The organism is Monoglobus pectinilyticus (assembly GCF_002874775.1).
Taxonomy (GTDB): Bacteria; Bacillota; Clostridia; order Monoglobales; family Monoglobaceae; genus Monoglobus; species Monoglobus pectinilyticus.
Map to the genome: position 1 here is coordinate 2,667,883 of NZ_CP020991.1, position 20,884 is coordinate 2,688,766.

10 protein-coding genes, 1 tRNA gene and 1 pseudogene are annotated in these 20,884 nt (G+C 36.4%); 10 read left to right on the plus strand and 2 right to left on the minus strand.

The annotated features are described in order from the left end of the window. Window positions 1–70 precede the first annotated feature (70 nt). From B9O19_RS11185 to B9O19_RS11215, 7 genes are all read left to right on the plus strand, one after another. A complete protein-coding gene (locus B9O19_RS11185) occupies window positions 71–895 on the plus strand; it encodes an N-acyl homoserine lactonase family protein (RefSeq protein WP_158648997.1) in 825 nt (274 codons plus the stop codon). 29 nt (window positions 896–924) lie between these two features. Further along, window positions 925–1,884, plus strand: coding sequence for a substrate-binding domain-containing protein (locus B9O19_RS11190; protein ID WP_102366493.1), 960 nt, complete (start codon window positions 925–927; stop codon window positions 1,882–1,884). 43 nt (window positions 1,885–1,927) lie between these two features. Further along, a complete protein-coding gene (locus B9O19_RS11195; RefSeq protein ID WP_102366494.1) occupies window positions 1,928–3,439 on the plus strand; it encodes a sugar ABC transporter ATP-binding protein in 1,512 nt (503 codons plus the stop codon). 95 nt (window positions 3,440–3,534) lie between these two features. After that, a complete protein-coding gene (locus B9O19_RS11200; protein ID WP_407937706.1) occupies window positions 3,535–4,449 on the plus strand; it encodes an ABC transporter permease in 915 nt (304 codons plus the stop codon). Window positions 4,450–4,952: 503 nt separating this feature from the next. After that, window positions 4,953–5,309 (plus strand): hypothetical protein, encoded by a 357-nt coding sequence (locus B9O19_RS11205; protein WP_102366495.1) that lies wholly within the window; start codon window positions 4,953–4,955, stop codon window positions 5,307–5,309. A 626-nt stretch (window positions 5,310–5,935) separates the two neighbouring features. Continuing rightward, window positions 5,936–8,539, plus strand: a complete 2,604-nt coding sequence (locus B9O19_RS11210; RefSeq protein WP_102366496.1) for an immunoglobulin-like domain-containing protein — start codon at window positions 5,936–5,938, stop codon at window positions 8,537–8,539. A gap of 845 nt (window positions 8,540–9,384) precedes the next feature. Beyond that, a tRNA-Ser gene (locus B9O19_RS11215) sits at window positions 9,385–9,476 on the plus strand. A gap of 190 nt (window positions 9,477–9,666) precedes the next feature. Here B9O19_RS11215 and B9O19_RS11220 read toward each other — a convergent pair. After that, a complete protein-coding gene (locus B9O19_RS11220) occupies window positions 9,667–10,062 on the minus strand; it encodes a site-specific integrase (RefSeq protein WP_154058664.1) in 396 nt (131 codons plus the stop codon). Between the two features lie 271 nt (window positions 10,063–10,333). After that, entirely contained in the window at window positions 10,334–10,672 is a 339-nt protein-coding gene (locus B9O19_RS11225; protein ID WP_102366498.1) for a hypothetical protein, read from the minus strand. Between B9O19_RS11225 and B9O19_RS11230 the strand changes: the two are divergent. The 3 genes and pseudogenes from B9O19_RS11230 to B9O19_RS11240 all read left to right on the plus strand — a co-directional run. After that, a pseudogene (locus tag B9O19_RS11230) lies at window positions 10,665–10,903 on the plus strand (transposase); the annotation flags it as partial. The gene B9O19_RS11225 and the pseudogene B9O19_RS11230 sit on opposite strands and share 8 nt — an antisense overlap. 635 nt (window positions 10,904–11,538) lie before the next feature. Next, on the plus strand, window positions 11,539–14,766 hold the full coding sequence (locus B9O19_RS11235; RefSeq protein ID WP_102366500.1) for an RCC1 domain-containing protein: 3,228 nt from the start codon (window positions 11,539–11,541) through the stop codon (window positions 14,764–14,766). Next, window positions 14,763–20,882, plus strand: a complete 6,120-nt coding sequence (locus B9O19_RS11240) for an RHS repeat domain-containing protein (RefSeq protein ID WP_102366501.1) — start codon at window positions 14,763–14,765, stop codon at window positions 20,880–20,882. Before B9O19_RS11235 ends, B9O19_RS11240 begins: the two co-directional genes overlap by 4 nt. Window positions 20,883–20,884 lie beyond the last annotated feature (2 nt).

Here is a 20,884-nt window from a genome sequence, read left to right on the forward strand (position 1 = left end):
TTTATACTACTATCTATTGGAAGAACAGGATTGAAATAGGATGAATTATGTATGGAAAGGTGTGAAAAAAATGAAAGAAATTTGTTGGAAAATCACTGTTGTGGAGCACTGTATTTTTAAGGATGTTGGACGCGGACAGACATTTTATGGTGCACATAATCAGAAAAATGCAGATTTTCCAGAGGATCAGCCAGGTAATGTAACGATACTTCAAGGCGGCGGATACAATATTCTCGTAGATACAGGATTTAAAAATCCTCAATTTATAGAAGCTTATAACGCAGAAAATGTATTGAAACCGGAGACTTATCTTAAGCCTTTAAATTTGCATCCTGACCAAATAGATGCAGTGCTGTTATCTCATTTGCATTATGACCATGTGGGAAATATTGATTGCTTTAAAAATGCTAAAGTATATGTGCAAAGGACAGAGCTTGAGGGGTGGCAGTGGTCTGCAGGTCTGTCAGAGGATTATAAATTACTTAACTGTTATTTGGATCCGGAGGATTTAAAAAAGCTTGAGCAGGTGAAAAAGGAAGGCCGGCTTATATTGTCAGAGGACGGTATGGAAAACATTTTTCCGGGAATTGATTTGTATTTGGCAAAGGGGCATTCATACGGTACGCAAGTTGTGAGAGTTAAAACTAAAAATGGAAGGTATGTAGTCACCGGAGACGCAGCCTATACTTTGGAGAATATTATTACCATGACGCCCATGGGATACGGAATTGACCAGCTGGATCAGCTTCAGTCTTTTGAAAAGATATTAATGCTGGCAGATGGAAATATTAATAATGTAATCCCCGCTCACGATCTAGCTTGGCCGACACGTTTTAAAAGCACTGAAAAACTGGAAGGACTGCCTAACAGAATTACGTTTGTCACACAGAATTAACTGTGGTGCACAAAGAAAGGAGAAAAATCATGAAAAAGAAAATTAAAGCAAGCCGTGCTGTGTGTCTTATCATCGCTTGTTTGTTTATGTTTGCAAGCGTTGTTTCACTGAGTTCCTGCTTTGGCGGCAGGAATGAGACAAAAAAGAAAACTTTTGGGATTACATATATGACGATGAACGATCCTTTCTATGTATCAATGAGTAATGGAATTAAGCCAAAGATTGAAGAACTGGGCGGAGAACTAATAGAACTGGATGCAAAATTTGATCAGAACAAACAAAATTCAGATATTGAGGATTTAATTCAGCAGCAAGTGGATCTTATTTTTGTTGTTCCTGTTGATTCAAAAGGGATTAAACCGGCTTTGGAATCGTGTAAAGCGGCAGGTATTCCTGTGGTGGATGTGGATACTATGGTCGATGACCCTGATCTTGTAGTTACCCAGGTAGCTTCTGATTGTATTAAGTTAGGAAAACTTTGCGGAGAGGCGATGGCAAAAGCTTTAAACGGTTCAGGAAATATAATTGTTATTACAACGGATGTGATTCGTCCGGCCCGTGACAGATCTACCGGATTTAAAGAGGTTATGAAAAATTATCCCGGTATCAATATTGTACAATATCAGGATGCGCAAACTTGCAGCACGGAGGATGCACTTGGATTGATGGAAAATATGCTGCAGGCACATCCTGATATAAACGGCGCCTTTGGAACAAATGATGCTATTGGTCTTGGAATATATGCGGCTGCAAAAAGTGCAAATAAGATTGGAGATGTGAAAATCGTTTCAGTTGATGGATCGGAGCGTGTTTGTGAACTGATTAAAAACAATGAGTATCTTGGAAGCGCCGCACAGTTCCCTGAAAAAATGGGAGTGAAGGCAGCTGAGGTAGGCTTTGGCGTTCTTAACGGAGAAGAATACCCTAAGGAGATATTATTGGATGTGGATTTTGTAGATTTATCTAATGTGGATGAGTTTTTAAAGTAGAGTTTTGTTTTTTAGGCTGCGACTGGAAATAGAGGTGAATAGTATGCGCTTAAAAAAAACAGTTTTAGAAGCGGAAGGAGTTAATTTATCCTTTTCAGGTGTTAAGATATTGCATGATATCCATTTTGATCTAGCAGAGGGAGAAGTACATTGTCTTTTGGGTGAAAATGGAGCTGGAAAATCTTCTTTTATAAAAATTTTGGGCGGTATCTATCATGCGGATAGTGGAAAAATTACAATTGATAATAAAGAGGTTATGATTCGCGATGTTACGGATTCTAAGAAATTGGGAATTAGTATTATACATCAGGAATTGTGTTTAGCGGATAATTTAAGTGTTGCCCAAAATGTTTACTTGGGAAGAGAACCGGTTTATTCCGGCATACATATAATGAATGATGAGAAAATGAACCGTGATACCGCCGAGCTTTTTAAACGGCTGAAAATCGAGCATATCAAGCCTCAGACATTGATTTCTGAGTTAAAAACATCAAGCCGGCAGATGGTTGAAATTGCAAAGGCACTTTCAATGGAAGCGCGTATTATCATTATGGATGAACCGACATCTTCTTTAACTGACAATGAAGTTGAAAATTTATTTGAGTTTATTAGTGAACTAAAAGGAAAAGGAATATCTATTATCTATATCTCACACAGATTGGAGGAAATATTTGAAATCGGAGACCGAGTAACAGTTTTTAGAGACGGAGGATATATCACTACAAAAGATGTGAAAAGTACTGAAAGGGATGAACTTATTACATTAATGGCAGGGCGTCCGGTTTCTGAATTCTATAAAGCAGATAAACATAATATTTCAAAAGAAGTGGTGCTGGAGGTAAAGGGATTCAGCAGAAAAAACGCATTTCAAGATATTAGCTTTCAGCTGCATAAGGGAGAAATTTTAGGACTGTCAGGATTAGTGGGTGCAGGCCGTACGGAGCTTGTGAGGGCAATTTTTGGTATTGACCGTATCAGCTGCGGAGAGCTTTTTCTTTATGGTAAAAAAACAGAGATAAAAAATCCATCTCAGGCAATTGCTGAAGGGATTGCGTTGGTTCCTGAAGACAGGAAGGAACAAGGGTTGATTTTGATTAATACGGTAAGATTCAATATGACGCTTACTATTTTAAAACAGTATATAAAAAGGTTTAAGATAAATAAAAAAGTGGAGCGGCAGATAATTAACCGATTGATAAATGATCTTGCAATCAAATATTCAGGTGAGGATACTATCTGTGTTAATATGAGCGGCGGAAATCAGCAAAAAGTAGTATTAGGAAAATGGCTTGCAACCAATCCAAGAATACTCATTTTAGATGAACCAACCAGAGGAATAGATGTGGCAACAAAGGCTGAGCTGTACCGTATGATTCAAAGTTTGGCTGATGAAGGAATCGCTATTCTGATGATATCGTCAGAACTGCCGGAAATTGTTAATTTATGCACTCGGGTTTTAGTCATGTATGAGGGCAGAATAACTGCGGATATAAAGGAAAAAGAGCAGATAAATCAAATTAATATTATGCATTATGCAGTTGGAGGTGTGAAATGATGACAAATAGTAAGTCTTTAGCGGAAAATAACAGCCGGATAAAAGATTTTTTTAGGTATATCGGGCATAGTATTTATTCCTTTTTTAAAAGGAATATGTATATTTTTATTGGTTTGATTGCTATTTGTATTATTGTAACGCTTTTAACAGATAAGTTTTTTACAGTCAGTAATGGAATGAACATTTTAAGGCAGGTATCAACCAACGCATTGCTGGCTTTTGGTATGACGCTTGTAATGATTTCGGGAGGAATTGACTTATCTATTGGCTCAATAGTTGCAGTATCGGGTACATTTGCAATTGGTTTGAGTGTTTCAGGACTACCGGTTATTATTTCTATTTTTATAGGAATTGTCGCCGGTACAGCTCTTGGACTTATAAATGGTTTGGTAATCGCAAAAACTCATATGCCTGCTTTCATCGTGACCCTTGCAATGATGAATATTGCGCGTGGAATAGCGTATATCTATACAGGAGGTTTGCCGATAAACTTTAATGATCCTTTATATAGCTTTATAGGAAATGGTTATATTGGCGGCTTTTTTCCGGTTCCTGTTTTTATAATGCTGGTGCTGATGATATTTAATGGTTTGTTGCTTTCAAAAAGCAGATTTGGCAGACACATATATGCAATCGGCGGAAACCGTAATGCGGCTCAATTTTCTGGCATCAAGATTTTTAAAGCAGAGGTGCTCGCTTATGTTATAAGCGGATTGTTGGCTTCCGTAACGGGTATAATGCTTTCAGCCAGAATGTATTCAGCACTGCCAACAGTAGGTCAGGGGTTTGAAATGGACGCTATTGCCGCCGTTGTGCTGGGAGGCACTTCGTTTACCGGAGGCAGCGGCAGCATTGGCGGTACAATGATTGGTGTTTTGATAATTGGTGTTTTGAACAATGGAATGAATTTACTTCAAATCCCATTTTATTATCAGCTTTTGCTGAAAGGTGTAGTAATTGTATTTGCGGTTTATTTGGATACGATGAAAAAGCGAAAAGCTGGTGTATAAGCTAATTTTTAATTTCTAAATATAAGCAAGACCGTATGTGGTGTTTAGCATACGGTCTTATTTTTTTGTAATTCATTATACGTTGGATTTATATTTTTTGGTGTTTATTATTAGAATTCGGCTATGTAACTTTAAATAATATTTTTAGGAGTTAAAACTGAGTTATAATATTTTATTAATTACTGAATATAATAAATCTTTTACAGTAAACAGCGATATAATTCAGACTATAAAACAGAATATCGGATGAGGAGAAAATTTTTTGTATTGGATTGTGAAAAATCGAATAAAAAATATGCTGTGACCTTTGGTGGCACTTTATAGATTGGACTGATGAACTGAATAAACAGGCTGGAGCGCAGGCAGTTTTATATATACTTTAAAGCAGGCAAAAAGACTTGCAAAAGTATTAAAAGACAAAGAAAGATTTGCAGTGATAGATTCTCTTCTCAATAGACTTATTGTCGGCGCGGTGGGAAATTTTTAACTATGGCATTATTCTTATGAATTGGTCCTCAGCCGTATTTGAATATGAATTTGAATTTGATACAACAATAAAGCTTTCAAGCATAAGCTTTCAGCGTCTTGGTGGATATAGAACATATATCGACAATGTCAGCGTATCTATGAGAGAACTAATGTATTTAGACAGCGGCAAACTCATTGTCGATAGACCGTTTGAAGACGCAGAATTATGGATTGCGGAATACAATCTTGACGGATCACTAAAAAACAGCACAAATTATAGCATAAATAAAGGTGAGACTAAGGAATATGATATTCCAAGCGGCGAGAAATCCAAAGCGCTTCTTTGGAATGAAAGTCAAGTCCCATTGTGTGGTGAACTGCGAATAAATTAATACTATAACATATTATTGTATTGATTATATATCAGAATTATCTTTAAATTATGAGCAAACATTACAGCATTTTTTATAGTTTACGGTGAATTCAGAGTTCAGACGGCGTAAGAAGCGCGGTTATGAATGATGGAAAAGAAAACAAATATGAGTTAAATGAAAAGATGAGTGTAAAGTACATACGCAGGAAATGCAAAAACAATAAATATATGGTGATTTTGAAGTTAATTTGTATGGTATTCGTCTTGAAAAAAATATATTATTAAATTTATAAATTAAAAAATATAAAAATTAATTACTTCAGATAATTATAAAAAGTCAGAATTGAACCTTCATGGTTTAAATTCTGACTTTGTTTTAACAAAAAATATAATTAAAATCCTACATTATTTTAAACAGCAGATTTATCAAAACACAAAATTATAACATAAACGTAATGATTTAAGTTGGATAAGAATTTTATAAACTTTTGATAGAATTATATCCTGAATTTATAACAATATATTATTTTATATGCTTGAGATGTAAAAAATTATAATTTTATTATTGCAAAATATACAAATTAGTATTATAATAAAAGCATATATGTGGTAATAATGAAAATTAATTAATAAGGAGAGTTGACTATGGAAAATTTATTAAAAAGGACTGTAAGTTTTGCAGTTGCTTGCGTTATGGTATTTTGTATATTACCAATGGCAGGAGTATTTGCGGCAGAGGGTGAATATGAGGTTGGTGTTCTTTATGATTCGGATTTAGGTGCGGTAGAAGTTTCAACCGGTCAGTCGAATGCAAATCTTGAGGCGGTTACCGATTGGTCTGTTAATTCGTCAACACCCACAAAGGCCGGTTCTGTGTATATTGATGACAATAATTTAAATGTGTCATCCGTGTTTAATACTACTTTGAAGTCTGCAAAGTATAATATAAACGGAGTAAATTATACACATTATATTCAGATTAGGCTTGACAGTGCTCCGGCCGGCAGCGATTTGGCTGAAAAAGCCGGTTCTACTGCATTAGTGATAAAGGCAAATAAAAGCGGTACGCTAACATATGCTTACAGACGTCAGATTGCAAATGGTGAATATAATTCAGGCGATGGTAAGGATCTTAAAATTTCTAAGAAAAATGCTGATGGAACTTATACTCCGATGACTGGTAAAATAACCGTGTTCAGTGATGACGGCAGTTTTGGATTGTGTAATCAATCTATAGAGCTCACAGCAGGTGATGAATATATTATGTGGGCGGTAGGTACAACCGGCACGCTATGTGGTATGAATTTTAGCGAGAAGCAAATATATAATGCAAAACCAGGTGATATGGTAACTGTTAAGTCAACTCCAAACAATAATGCATGGATTGGGAATATTTCACTTGATGATTCTGATATTTCACTAAATATAAATAGTGATTACACAGAGTGCAGTTTTGTAATGCCGGAGAAGAATGTTGATGTAAGCGTTGATTTTATAAATAAGTCAGTTCAGAATGAAACCGACGGAATCACTTTTAATATGATTAAAGGCGTTAATACAACTGAAAATAATATTACTGATGATTTGGATTTGATTTCAGGTTTTGGTTTTTCAATTGGATACGCAGATGTAGCGTGGGAGTCATCAAATCCCGATGTAATATCGATTAGTGGTGATGTTAATACTGATAAGGATAATCATGATGTCAAAATGATAGCTGTTTGTACATTTCAGGATTATCCAAACTTGAGGATTACTAAAGATTTTAATTTAAAAGTTCCTGCTGATACAGATGATGAGGGCGCAGTAGCTGTTGCGAAAGAAGCTCTCAATATAGGCGATACTAGTATGGTTAAGTCAAATATTGAATTACCTGCTAAAGGCAGACGCGGAACAACAATTACTTGGATAAGCAGCAATCCTAACGTCGTTTCAGCAGATGGTGTCGTAAATCGTCAAAAAGGAACTGACAGTAAAGTCGTATTGACAGCAACAATTTCAAGAGGAGAGGCAAAAGATACAAAGGAAATAGAAGTGTTTGTACCGGGTTATACTGCTGTAGAAATTAGCAGGGTTGCCATTTCAAATGCTGAGGGCCGAGTTGTTATGTCTCCTATGGACGGTGGATATGTAAGTCATATTGTATATACTGACAGTATTTCTGAAGCAGACAGAACCGGTGAAGAAACACTGGTTGTTGCGGTATATGATAAGAGTAATGATGGAGCGCTTACAGCATGTAAGTTGTTTAACTTAAAGGAAACGACTGAGAAAGCAGGCGAAGAGACAATACTCTATCTGAATCCGGAAGATGTGCCGGTCGACAGTAATTCGGAAATAAAAGTGTTTGCTTTTGAAAGCACAAATTCTGTTGAACCTTTAATGAAATCGCCTTATACATATGGTCAGACAGTTGCTAATAATGCTACTATATTTGTTGCCGGTGATTCTACAGCATGTAATTATAAAACATCCGGCGAAAAAAATGATTTTCCAAGAACCGGATGGGCTCAGGTTTTAGGTAACTTTTTCACAGATGGAGTTTCAGTAAACAATTTAGCGCTCAGCGGCAGAAGTTCTTTAAGTTTCAGAAGTGAAGCTAATTATAAAACAATAATTAATGGTATGAAGCCGGGTGATTATTTCATAATTCAGTTTGGTCATAATGATGAAAAGTCTGAGGCAGATAGACATACCGATTATAAAGGAGATAGATTTACCGATGGCTCATACAAAAATTCTCTATATGAATATTATGTAAAGCCTGCACTTGAAAAAGGCGCCTATCCGCTTATAACCACATCAATAAGCCGAAATAAACTAAGTGATGCAGGGCATGAGGCATATGTAAATGCTGCAAAAGATTTAGCTCAGGAACTGGGATTGCCATACATTGATTTATATGCCAAAACAAATAAATATATAAATGATGTTGGAACTGAGAAATCAAAAGATATATTTGCATTTATAAATAATAATGATTCTAGATTTTTAAAAGGAGCTTCACTTCCGGAATCATTTAAGAATTCACTGGGAAAGAGTACAATTGATCAGATTGGTGATTTTGCAAATTCACAGTATAAATCCGGAGGTTCAGATAACACACATATTCAATATTACGGTGCGCAGATGATATCACAATGGTGGTGTGACGAGATTGAAACGATAGGTCATCCGCTGACAGGCAAGCGTTCAATACACGTTATGACTATTGAGGACTTATTGCCGTTTGCAGGTGCTAATAAGTAAGACGATAATATAATTTGTGTTACAAGAAGTATAATATGAATTATAAAGTTGTCAAAAATGTATGCGCAGTGTAAAAAAGTGACAATGGTAAACCATAATTTTTAATAATATACTGACATCGGTATTACATCGGTGTCAGTTTTATTTTAACTGTATGTTTTTGGATATAAAATAGTTATACTCATCAATAATTTCTATGGTGTTAATTTTATAATAAAATTTGTTTTTAATACCGTGAAGAATTTTTTGATATTGTTATATTATAATTTTTTGATTGTCAATAAAATAACCTGTCGAGAATTAATAACATTTGTAAATCGTGTTATGTGATTTTTATTATATCCGAACTGTTTACATACCTTGTCCTGGTTTTGTGGTTTTTGCGATACAATTATTTATAAATAATTTTTTGACTAAAACTTTAGTTATATTTTTTCTTTTGAGGATTCTTTCTTACTGCACGCCGCTTTTATTGTTCTGTTTAATTAAATATTTAAATCAAAGTTTAAAGCGGTCAATATTATTTATTTTTTGATTTTGACAATATATTTAAACGTTTATAAAATGAGATATAAAAAAAGATTATATGACGCCAATTAATAAAAATAGTTATATTTTTTATAGTTGGTAAAATAAATGTACGTGATAAATATTTTATTAATATGTAAGTGATATCATTATAAGTTCTGCTTAGAAAATAAAAAATAATTAAAAACTATTGCAAATATAAATTAAATATGCTATAATATTTTTTGTTGTGCATGACTGAGATAATAATAAATATGTTCTAATGGACATAAGCTAAAATTATTTTGTTTATGCAGTAAGTTAAATATACAGCATATGGACAGGTATCGAAGTGGTCATAACGGGGCTGACTCGAAATCAGTTTGTCGGTAACTCCGGCACGTGGGTTCGAATCCCACCCTGTCCGCCAAATGCACAAAAACCGCCGTATTTACGGCGGTTTTGTTTTATCTTACATGATTTTTACACGATTTTGTTTAAAATATCTACTGCTCGCTCTTCTTCCTTGGGGTATAGGTGGGAATATGTATTCCATGTCATTTTGACATCTGTATGGTCTAAGCGCCGGGCAATCTCCTGTATATTTATGCCTTCGTTTGCTAACAGCGAGGCGTGCTATGCCGGAAATTATGAATCCTTATGGTTTTTAGTCCTGTTGATTTGGCAAGCTGTTCGTTCATTTTTGCTAAGCTGGTATCTCTGAGCGGACGTGTTCCCCCGCAAATCCTGAAATTGTCGTTGAATCCTTTGTACTCAGACCAGCGTTTTTTATGCTCTTCTAAGATTTTAATTAATGGTATAGGAAGTTGAAGTGTGCGAATCGAGCTTTTATTCTTAGGAGCAGTTTTTCTGTCTTCGCCCCTTAGTTTTTGCGATATGCTGCGTGTTACGTTCAGATATTTTCCGTCAATATCAGTCCATTTTAAAGCGTGAATTTTGCCTTTTTTAAGTCCGGTATAAAATGCGATAGAAGAACACATAAAAATCTCAGCCATTCAAATTTGAACAAGTTTCAGCGTGTTCAAGTGCAGATTTGGTGTATAGTTTATATTCGTCCGCCGTGTAAAAGTCCATTTCCTTTTTTGTTTTCCGTTTTTCGACTCCTTCATTTTGTATATTGGCATTTTTCACCTTTCTTACATTCGTGATACTTTTTTATCCATGCGCTTATGTGGATGGTGAGACCTGGTTGTTGCAAAAATTGCAACAACCCATTGTTTTAACTTGTCCTGCAGAGTAATTCAACGCATCCAGGCGGACACACCATTACATCATATCAATATGGCGGCGATAACGTCTTGGTATATCAATACCAACCATATAACCGATTTCGTTTAACGCTAATGGTATGATAGAAAATCCGTCTTTGTAAAATCTTTGGATACGTTTTAATTTGTTGGACATATTTTCATAATTACTTGGACATACAAAGGTCCAATCAGCACCATCTTTATTTACTACAAGTCTAAAATATTTGTCTAAGTCTATATCTTCAAATCCTGCTAAACGTAATAATATAAGATGTTTGGATAGGCTACAAAAAACTGGATAAAAAATAAGGTCATGTAAAATAGAAAATATAAAAGGAGAAACTATGATGACCAAAAGAAGAAAGCCCCGATTCTATACGGATGAATTCAAACAACAGTTAGTTCAGCTATACCATAATGGAAAACGAAAATGTGATATCTGCCGTGAATATGATATAGCCACTTCATTGCTGGATAAATGGTTGAAGCAGTCAGCAGCTAGCGGCTTTTTCACGAAAAAGATAACCATTTTGCAGAAGAGCAGGAAATAATAGAACTGCGCAAACTTAACCGGCAATTGAAGATATGATGTTTAAACAAAATGATGTTACTGACAAGCTTAAGGATGATTTAATTGAAAAAATGGATGCAAGTCAAAAATGAATTATTGGTATTGCAATTGCAAGTATTTTGGGTATCGCTGCTATGGTAATAGGTGTTTTGATTGCGTAGTAATTTTATTGTTAATAATATTAGAAAATTAAATAATATAAAAGATGGGTTTTAATGGTATTGGCAGAAAGAGGGTAGACACAAAAAGTGTCTACCCTCTTTTTTTATTCACTTATCATCTAAATACTTTTTTATTGATCTCCAAATAAATTCAGCTTTAGAAATAATATTATCACCTTTAAATTTTAGTTCAAACTGTTCAACTAAATTTTTATCTAAATCAACAGATATTCACTTATGATTTTTTGCATTATATCGTTGTTTCACTTGCCACGATATATTGTTTTGTTATTGTATATAAGTAAAAATCACTTGTAATTAATTTCCTAAAAAAATAAAAAATATGCAAAATCTTGTTGACAAGTGAAATGCGTTATGGTAAATTTTACCTATACGGTATTTAGTGTATGTTTGTACTGCGTGTTAGTGTATATATCACGATAGTAAATAAAATATATAAAAATAAATAAAAAATAAGGAGGAAAAGTTATGTTAAAAAAAGTGACAGCGTCGATTCTTGCAGCAGTTATGCTGTGCTGTGGTTTTGTATTTGTTGGATTGGCGGAAGAAAGTTATGCAGATCAGATTGCAGAATATTTCTCAGATGACCCAATGGTAATTAGGAGTAAATATTCTGATACAGCAGTGGGAGAAAATGTGAGCATGGTGGAGTGCGGAAACAAGGTATATTGTTTTGGATGGAATTCTACTCAAATATATGATACTGCAGCAAATACCTGGACAAGCGCGCCGGTTATGCTTTCATTGAGATCAGAATATTCAGCAGTTGAAAATGGAGGAAAGATATATTTAGTCGGCGGTATTATTGGAAACGAAGTAACTGATAAAGTAGATATATTTGACACAGAGACCGGTACTTGGTCTGTGGGACAAGAGATTCCGTTTGGATTTGTTGATGGTGAAGCGGTGTCTATAGGTGATAATATATATTGTTTTGGTGGATATGATGATGTTAATCATAGTGTAAAATCAAGAGATACATATATATATGATACAGTAAATCAAACCTGGTCTTATGATGGTTATCTTCCTAATGGAGGAGTGTATACGGGAGTTGCTGTGGGAAGCAAAATATACTGCACTGCAAAATACAGTGGAGATGGCAATTATACATACGTATATGATACAAGTAATAATGTATGGTCAGAGCGGCAGATACGCCCAAGCTATAGTTACGGTTCTGTTTCGAATCAAGAAGGTAAACTGATGAAACTGGGCGAATTTTTAATCTTTATTAATTATGGCTCAGACAGCGGCAGCAAGGTGAGATACGCATATATGCCGGATAAAGATATATGGGTGGTGCTGCCGGATACATTGCCGGAAATGGATTTGCCGGCAAGAAGAACAACGATAATAGGAGACAGGATATATACAATAAAAGATAGTATGCATGATGGGGTAATGCAGGGAAGACTGGAAATAACATACATATACAGTAATCAAAAAATATATACAAACAGAAATAACGTAGCAGTGGGACAAAGACATATACTTGTGTATAAAGACGGGGTATTGATGTCTAAGGGCAACAATGATTATGGTCAGTTAGGAAACGGAAGCACTGCGGAGTCTGATGATTTTGTGGCAGTCAATACGCCGTGGACAGAAAAGGGCGAGGCGGTAATGAGCTTAACCGCATCGGGAAATATGAGTTACGTAATAACGGACAAATATAATCTTTATGGCTGGGGACAGAATGCAAACAGCCAGCTAGGAAACGGAAGTATGGAAAATGTTCTGACGCCTGAATTGTTGGCAGAAAACGTGGTTGATGTTGACGCAGGTGAAGCGCATACAATTATCTTAAAGAGAGACGCAACAGTTTGGGTGAGCGGAAATAATACTTATGGCCAGCTCGGCAACAATTCAACAAGTACGAAGAGACGTTTTGCAAAAGTGTATGAAGGAGCGTTAGCCATAGCCGCAGGAGATTATCAGAGTTATATAATAGACAGTGAGAGAAAATTGTATTCGTGCGGAAAGAACACATCAGGACAACTGGGAATCAATTCAACAGAAAGTATGAAAAAAATATACACATATGTTATGGACGGAGTGACAAAAGTAACGGCAGGTGCAAATCATGCTGTTGCAGTAAAAGAAAACGGAACTGTATATAGCTGGGGAAGTAACAGTTATGGACAGCTGGGACTTGAATTGACAGTTGAAAATGCCATAGCGCCTGTACAGTCAAATAATTTAGTCGGCACAGAAAGTATAAAGGCAGGAGGTAATCTGACAAGCTTCCTTAACGGCGGATATTTGTATCAGTGCGGTTATATGGGATGGAGTAAAAATTATCTTCCTAAAAAAGTTATGTCAGTCACCGGTGTAAAAGAGTTTGATGCTGATGAATTATGTATTGGTATGGACAGTGACAATAATTTATGGCAGTGGGGAATTTCAACATATGACCAGAAATATATGGAAACAAATACTGCACTGGAGCCTGTTAGAATCGGAGGACTAAAAAATATTGAAAAAGTAGATGCGAATCAGGATCAGGTATTGGCGGTTAATAGTGACAGAAATTTGTTTGTGTGGGGAAGAGGCTGGTTTGGAACAGGCAAGAGCGGAGAGGAAGTATACGGATATCCGAAAAAGAGTGATAAATATAGCAGTGCTGACGAGATAGCAAGAGGTAAAAATCATAATGTTATCATTTCAGCGGAAGTTGTTGAAGGATGGGGGAGTAATTCTAACAACCAACTTGGAAAGTTCTTGCCGAAGAACGTAATAGAAAACAGCAGAGTTATAGAATTAAGCGGTTATACAGAAGAGGGAGATAATTATAACGCGTCAGATTATCTTGAGAACGAACCGCTCAAAATAGCGGCAGGAAATGACTTTACTTTAGTAGTTAGAAGACATTGTATTGGATTTGAAGGATATAATGCTATATTTGAAAAGCAGCTTGTAGGAATAGGCAGAAATTACTTGGGTCAGCTTGGAACAGGAGAAAGCAGTGTTAGTGAAAGTGAACCGGTTGTAATTTTGCAGAAAGATATAGAGACTGTTTCAGCAGGAGATAGTTTTGCGGTAGCAACAACTGAGGATGGGGAATATGAAAGAGATACTTATGTATGGGGAGCAAATGAATATGGACAGTTGGGACTTGGCCATACAGACACAGTATATACGCCGACCAGATTAGAAAATCCGCAGGATGAGGAAGACTGGGGAGTATTTAAGCAAGTATCGGCAGGCCCGGATTTTTGTGTTGGAGTAACAGAGGCCGGAAATGTGTATACCTGGGGAAGAAACAGTGCAGGACAGCTGGGGCTTGGACATAAACAAAATATGTTAAAACCGACAAGAATCCGCGGACTTACAAATGTAAGAGAAGTAGTAGCAGGATATAACCACGCACTGGCAATAAAAAAAGACGGAACGTTATGGACCTGGGGATACCAAAATGACGGACAACTTGGCAGAGCGCTGGGAAATAACCGTGTTCCGGGACAAGTTTTGGGAATCCCGGCAATAAAAAAAGCAGCAGCAGGACGAGGATATACTGTAGCGGTAGATGTGGATGGAAACGTATACACATTTGGCACAAATGAACGTTCATCTTTGGGACTATACCGAAACGTGCCTGAGAATATATATGGAGGAATCGGAGAGGAGCCAAAAATTAAACCGCTTATGACCGCCAAAAGCGTAGAAAATACAGAGGAGGGAGAAAACAAATGAGTAGACTAAAAAGAATAATATCTGAATTAATAATAATATCAATAATGTTTACATCAATACCAATGGTGTTTGCTGATGTTGAAAAAACCAATGAATCATCAGTATCAGAAGAACAAGTAATAAATGAAGAAACAGAGAATAATTTAATAGAAGAAAATGCTGATGAAAAGGATGAAGATATTAAGAATGAAACGCTAGATAAAAACGAAGAAATAGAAGACAAAAATGATGAATCAGCATCGGAACAGGAAGCTGTCGAAACGCCGTCGACCGAGAAGGATGAAGGTGTGTTGCCTGAAGCCGAGGAAACAGAGGAGCCGGAAACAACAGTTATACCTGAAGCAACAGAAACTCCTATGCCTGAAATAAATTTGGAAGAAACAATAAATAACGGGGTTAAATATTCTGAACTGAGCGATGATGAAAAGGCAGAAGCACAGAAACAATACGGAATACGTGATGATGTGTTCGCAGATTGTGAAAATGAAGGTTTTGACCTGCAAAACACTTTGGAATTCGGTGTGCTTATTCAGAATGCCGGCATAACTGCAAGTGAATATAAGATAATGCTCAATAACTTCGAAAGTAAAGAACAAGTGTTTGATGAGCTTGAATCATTTGCAAATTTCAAATATTCTGTTCCGGCTTTAAAAATCCAGGAAAATGCTGAATATAGAAGTCTTTTCATAAACGGACTGACATCTGAAAAAGTTTTGCAGACGGCAGCATTATCCGCTATGCTTGGAATAGCCGGCATAGCTTCATATGCTGATATGAGTTATGAGGAGATAGAAACTAAACTCACAGAAGAACAGTTCTTGGAATATAGTTCAATCATGTCTTGCTTAAGTGAAGTGATGCCTATGGAAGATGAAGATGAAACAATATATGATACATCTAAATACCCTGACGCACCGTTTACGTTTGACAGAAACAACAATGAAACCTTTAATGAATCCTCAGGAGCATTGGGATATAACTTAAGCGGACTGTCATTGCAGGGTAAAAACGGACTTGATTTAAACTTAAGCGCAAGCTATAACACTGCAAACTCATCTCCCACAGATATAGGCAGCCTTCCGGCGACAACTGTAGGGTGGTATAAATATGAAACTCCATTAGTAAACTTTGCGGCAGGATGGAGTTTTAACGGTATTAGCTCTATAAACCTAATAAACAGAAAGTATGGTTCGTCATATAGAACAGATTCGATATTGACTGCTTCAGACGGCAGTACGCATACGATCTCATACAAAAGTCTCAGAGATTCTTCTGTAATTGAGTTAACATTGGATGGAAGATATAGCTATGCAGATTTAAAGTTCGAAAAAAATACAGAATATATTGATTCTGACGGGGGAGTTGTCTCTGCCTTTAAATTGTATTACAAAGATGGAAGAATAGAATACTTCGATGCAGACGGCAAAGTTATGAAAACCCAAAATCGTTTTGGTGACGCTATATATTATAGATATTATACAAACGGTGATGAAATAAATGATGATTTTACAAAGCTGGGACAGGAATATAATAAATGTGTGATTACAGATACATGCGGCAGACAGGTAATTGTAGAGAGAAAAACAAAAGAAAATTATATTCAAGAAATAACAGTAAAAGTGTTAGGAAGCGATGGTTCCGAAATAGAGGGAACCACTCAAAAATATAATATTAGGTCAACTATGAATACAGCCAATATGGACACATATGCCCAAATACTGGATAGTTACACAAATCAGGAGGGATTACAAACAACATTTAAATATCAGGAAGGAAATAATGAAGATGAAATATATAGCGTAACAAATTTTATAAATAGAAATTTTTATATTTTGACCGATGTTATCCATCCAACAGGTGCGTCAACACATTATGAATATTCAAAAACTATGTATAGTTATAATAGCTTAAGACAGGAATCAGCAAGGCTCATTAAACGTTATGATGTTGTTAACGGGATAGAAGAAAATGTTATTGCATATGATTATTCAGGGTCTTTTATGTATAACAACGCTTACTCCACAACTGAAACAACAGCAGACGGTGTAATAACAAAGCATAATTATGCACCATGTTATGAATCGACATCTTCATATTATCCTAATGACAAGTATTACAGTTATAAAAGCAGTAATGCCAGTGGAAAGTTTACGTTAAAAGAATCAGACGAAGTATATTATATGGATGGAGAGAATCCGGTGTATTTGTCCAAAACAATTTATGGCGGAGACACGGTAAGATACTACAAAAGAACATACCCGGAAATAGTAACAAGCATAATATATGATAAAGAACAAAATAGTATTGAAAGTACAACGATTTCGGAGTATAATGAATACAGGGATTTAGTGAAAAGCTGGGACGCATATGCAAACGGCGATAAAACCAATACAGAGCATATGACTTCGTATACATACGATGATGTGTATCATACTCAGCTGACAAAGGAATACAAAAGAGACGGAAGCACAACGGTTAAAGAGGAAACAGTGCTGTCAGCGGATTCAAAAGTTCCGGCTCAGAGTCTGACTTATGAGAACGGAAATTTGGTTGCAAAAGAGACATATTTGTATGAGGACAATAACTCAGCCAACCCAAGTACGGTCAGAAGCTATAAGACCGGAACGGAGTATACGGAGCAGAATATAACGTATCTGAATAAGTCGCTGCCACTGACGAAAACGGTCGCAGGGGTAACCACCAGTTATACGTATGATGAGCTGGGAAGAGCAGTAAGCACAACGGATGGAAAAGGAAATGTGACATATGCGGAATATGACAATTTGGGCAGACAGATATCCACAAGGAATCCTGACGGAACAACAGTAACGGTTGAATATCCGAAAGCCTCATCAGCCGGACAGATATTGGAGAATTCCGTAATAACTAAAGACGGAAGAGGAAACAAAACAAAGTATATATATGACGGTTTGGGAAAGATAACAACTGTGTTCAACTGTGAAACGAATCAAACACAGACGGCCTATGAGTATGATACTGTAGGAAGAATAAGCAAAATAATAGACGGAAACGGAAACAACTATAACTATCAGTATGACAAGAAGAGCCGCAAGACGAAAATGGAAGTAAAAGACGCAGCGGGAAGCTTGGCATATGAGGAGAGCTATGTATATGACGATGTGGATGGAGACCTGTCCAAGGCGGAAACGATAAAAGGAAGCGGAGCCGGGAAGACAGTAAGCGCAGCATACACAGACAAGTATGGAAACACTGTCAAAGAAACAACAGGAGATGGAACGGACATAAGCGAGACAGAATATACATACGACTATATAGGAAACAAGCTGAACACCAAAACGCCGAAAGCCAAAAGCGAAGGAAAAGGTTATACATACAGAACAGAGTACGGGACCAAAGACGGCGGGACGTATGTGACAACAACGGATATAGACAATAATTCTACCAGAGTAGAAAAGAACATGCTGGGACAGGAAGTAAAGACAATAGATCCAAAGAAAAATGAGAGTTCGGCAAAGTATGATGACTTTGGAAGACAGACAGAAGTAAAGAGCAGAATAGACGGCGGAGACAGCATAAAAAGCTACATTTATGACAATAACGGAAACGTAATAAAAGAAAGCATAACAAGCAATAAGCCGGGAGAAGCAGCAACATACAGAAATGTGTATTATGAGTACGACAATATGAACAGGCTGGTAAAAACATACACAGACGAGCCGGGAGAGACATTGTATGAGTATGACGGAAACGGAAACATAACAAAGATGACAACAGGTGTAGTGAACGGAGAAGGAGGAGTAAGCACAACATATGAGTATGACAGCCAAAACAGACTGATTTCGAGCACAGACCCAATGGGATACAGTGAAAGTTATACATACGATAATAACGGAAATATTGTAAGCAAAACAGACAAAAACGGAACAGTGACAACAAATGTGTATAACGGAATAAACAACCCTCTGTCAGCAACAAGCGAAAGAGACGGAGAAACGGAGACAACAACCTACACATACGCAGACACAAGCACAGCGCTGCTGAGCATAGCAAACGAAGCGGCCACAATAACCTACAGCTATGACAGAAAAGGACAAGTGACGGGAGAAAGCCGAACAACAGGAGAAACGCTGAGCTATTCATACGATAAAGACGGAAACCAAACAGGACTAATACTGAACTCAACCAACGGAGTAAGTCAGAACATAAGCTATAGCTATGACTATCTGGGAAAGATGAAAGAGGTAAGGGATAACCTGGAAAACGAGCTGGTGGCAGTGTATAGTTATGATGAAAACGGGAACCTGACAGAAAAGAAAACCAACGGAAACACAATGGTAACGAGCTATGAGTACAACGAAAGCAACCTGCCGAAAAAGGTGAGCAACCAAACAGTGGCAGACCCGCTGCAGAACATAAAGGGAACATACTCGGAGTACAACTACAGCTACTACCTGGACGGGAACCAGTCGTCAGTGACGGACATATTCGGAAAGACAAAAGGCTATACCTACGACAGCGCCGGCAGGTTGAAACTTGAGACAATAAACCGTAACAATCAGTTAGAACATTCAACATTATATACGTATGACGAAAGAGGAAACAGAGCGTTCAAAAAAGACAAAAACGGAATAATAAATGAGAATGAAATATCACTAATGGATTATCATATTCCATGGAATTATGAAGAGGGAGAAGGAGAAACAAGCTATGTATATGATGATAACAACAGGCTGACATACCAAAATTGTGAATATGGGTATTGTATGAGTAACGAGCAAAAATATAGCTTTGATTGCAACGGAAACATGACAAGCAAAAATACCCACATATATTATGATGATTATTCACCTGATGAACATCTACATACAGAATATGAAAACACAACAAGAGATTACGGATATAACCTGCAGAATAAGATGGAGAGTTATGACGGAAAAGGTCAAACAGCAACATACGCATATGACGGAACAGGAACGAGAATAGGAAAGACAGTAAACGGAGTAAGCACAGGACAAATCTGGAACAACGGAAACGTAATAGCCGAGTACGGAACAAAAGGAACAAAGACGTATATACGGGGAGCCGGAGGAGAAATAGTAAAGACAAAAGACAGCGCAAATAACAACAGATACTTCTCATATAACGCCCATGGAGACACAACAAACATAATAGAGAAGAACGCGGAAAGTACATCATTTGCAGTAACGGCAGCATATGAATATGACGCATTCGGAGGTTTAGTAACAGGAACAGGCGGGGAAGCAGACAGCAATGGATTTAGATATAATGGACAATATACCGATGAAGAAACTGGATTAATATATTTGCGTAATCGTTACTATGACCCAAGTATAGGTAGATTTACTCAGGAAGATCCATATTGGAATCCAGGTAATATGATTTATGGAGATCAACAATTTGAAGAAGGAGAAGTAAAGATACCGGATTATTATGCGATAGTCCAAAGTGCTAATTTATATGTCTATTGTTCTAATGACCCTGTTAATGGAGTTGATCCTACAGGTATGGTTGCATATGAATGGTTTAATTCTTCAGATGAAGCGGCTATGGATTGGGCATGGAATTACTATGCTAAAACAGATTATAGTCGTTTTGAGCAACTATCTATTATATATAAAATAAAAAGTGGAGACAAGGTTTATTATACTTATGGATATGCTGTAGATATATTGGAAAGTTCGAGTGTTGCTAATCCGCATTATTCTGATCCGAACGCTGCAAGACAATATGCACCAACGGGAATAATCGGATGGGAAGTTAGTGAATATGGATTTGTACATTCTCATGCAAGTACTACGGAGCTTTCTTTAGATGATAAAAAAAGTGTACTAAATGCAGACTTTTCGATAGTTTATGCCGTAGTTCCTAATGAATATAATAATTCTGTGGTTGATATATTTAAGTATCATGATACGAGAAGTAATGGTTATAGTGTAGAAGGTGTTGTATACGGTATGAGTTATGATAGAAGTTATTTAACTGAGGAAAAGAGGGAATCGTTAAGGAATAGATATAAGCATGCTTGGAGTTTACATATAATGCGTTCTTATAATAATTATTGTGAAAATGGTTTTGATTGTCCAATTCTTAATTGGCCGAATGAAAGGTGGTAAAA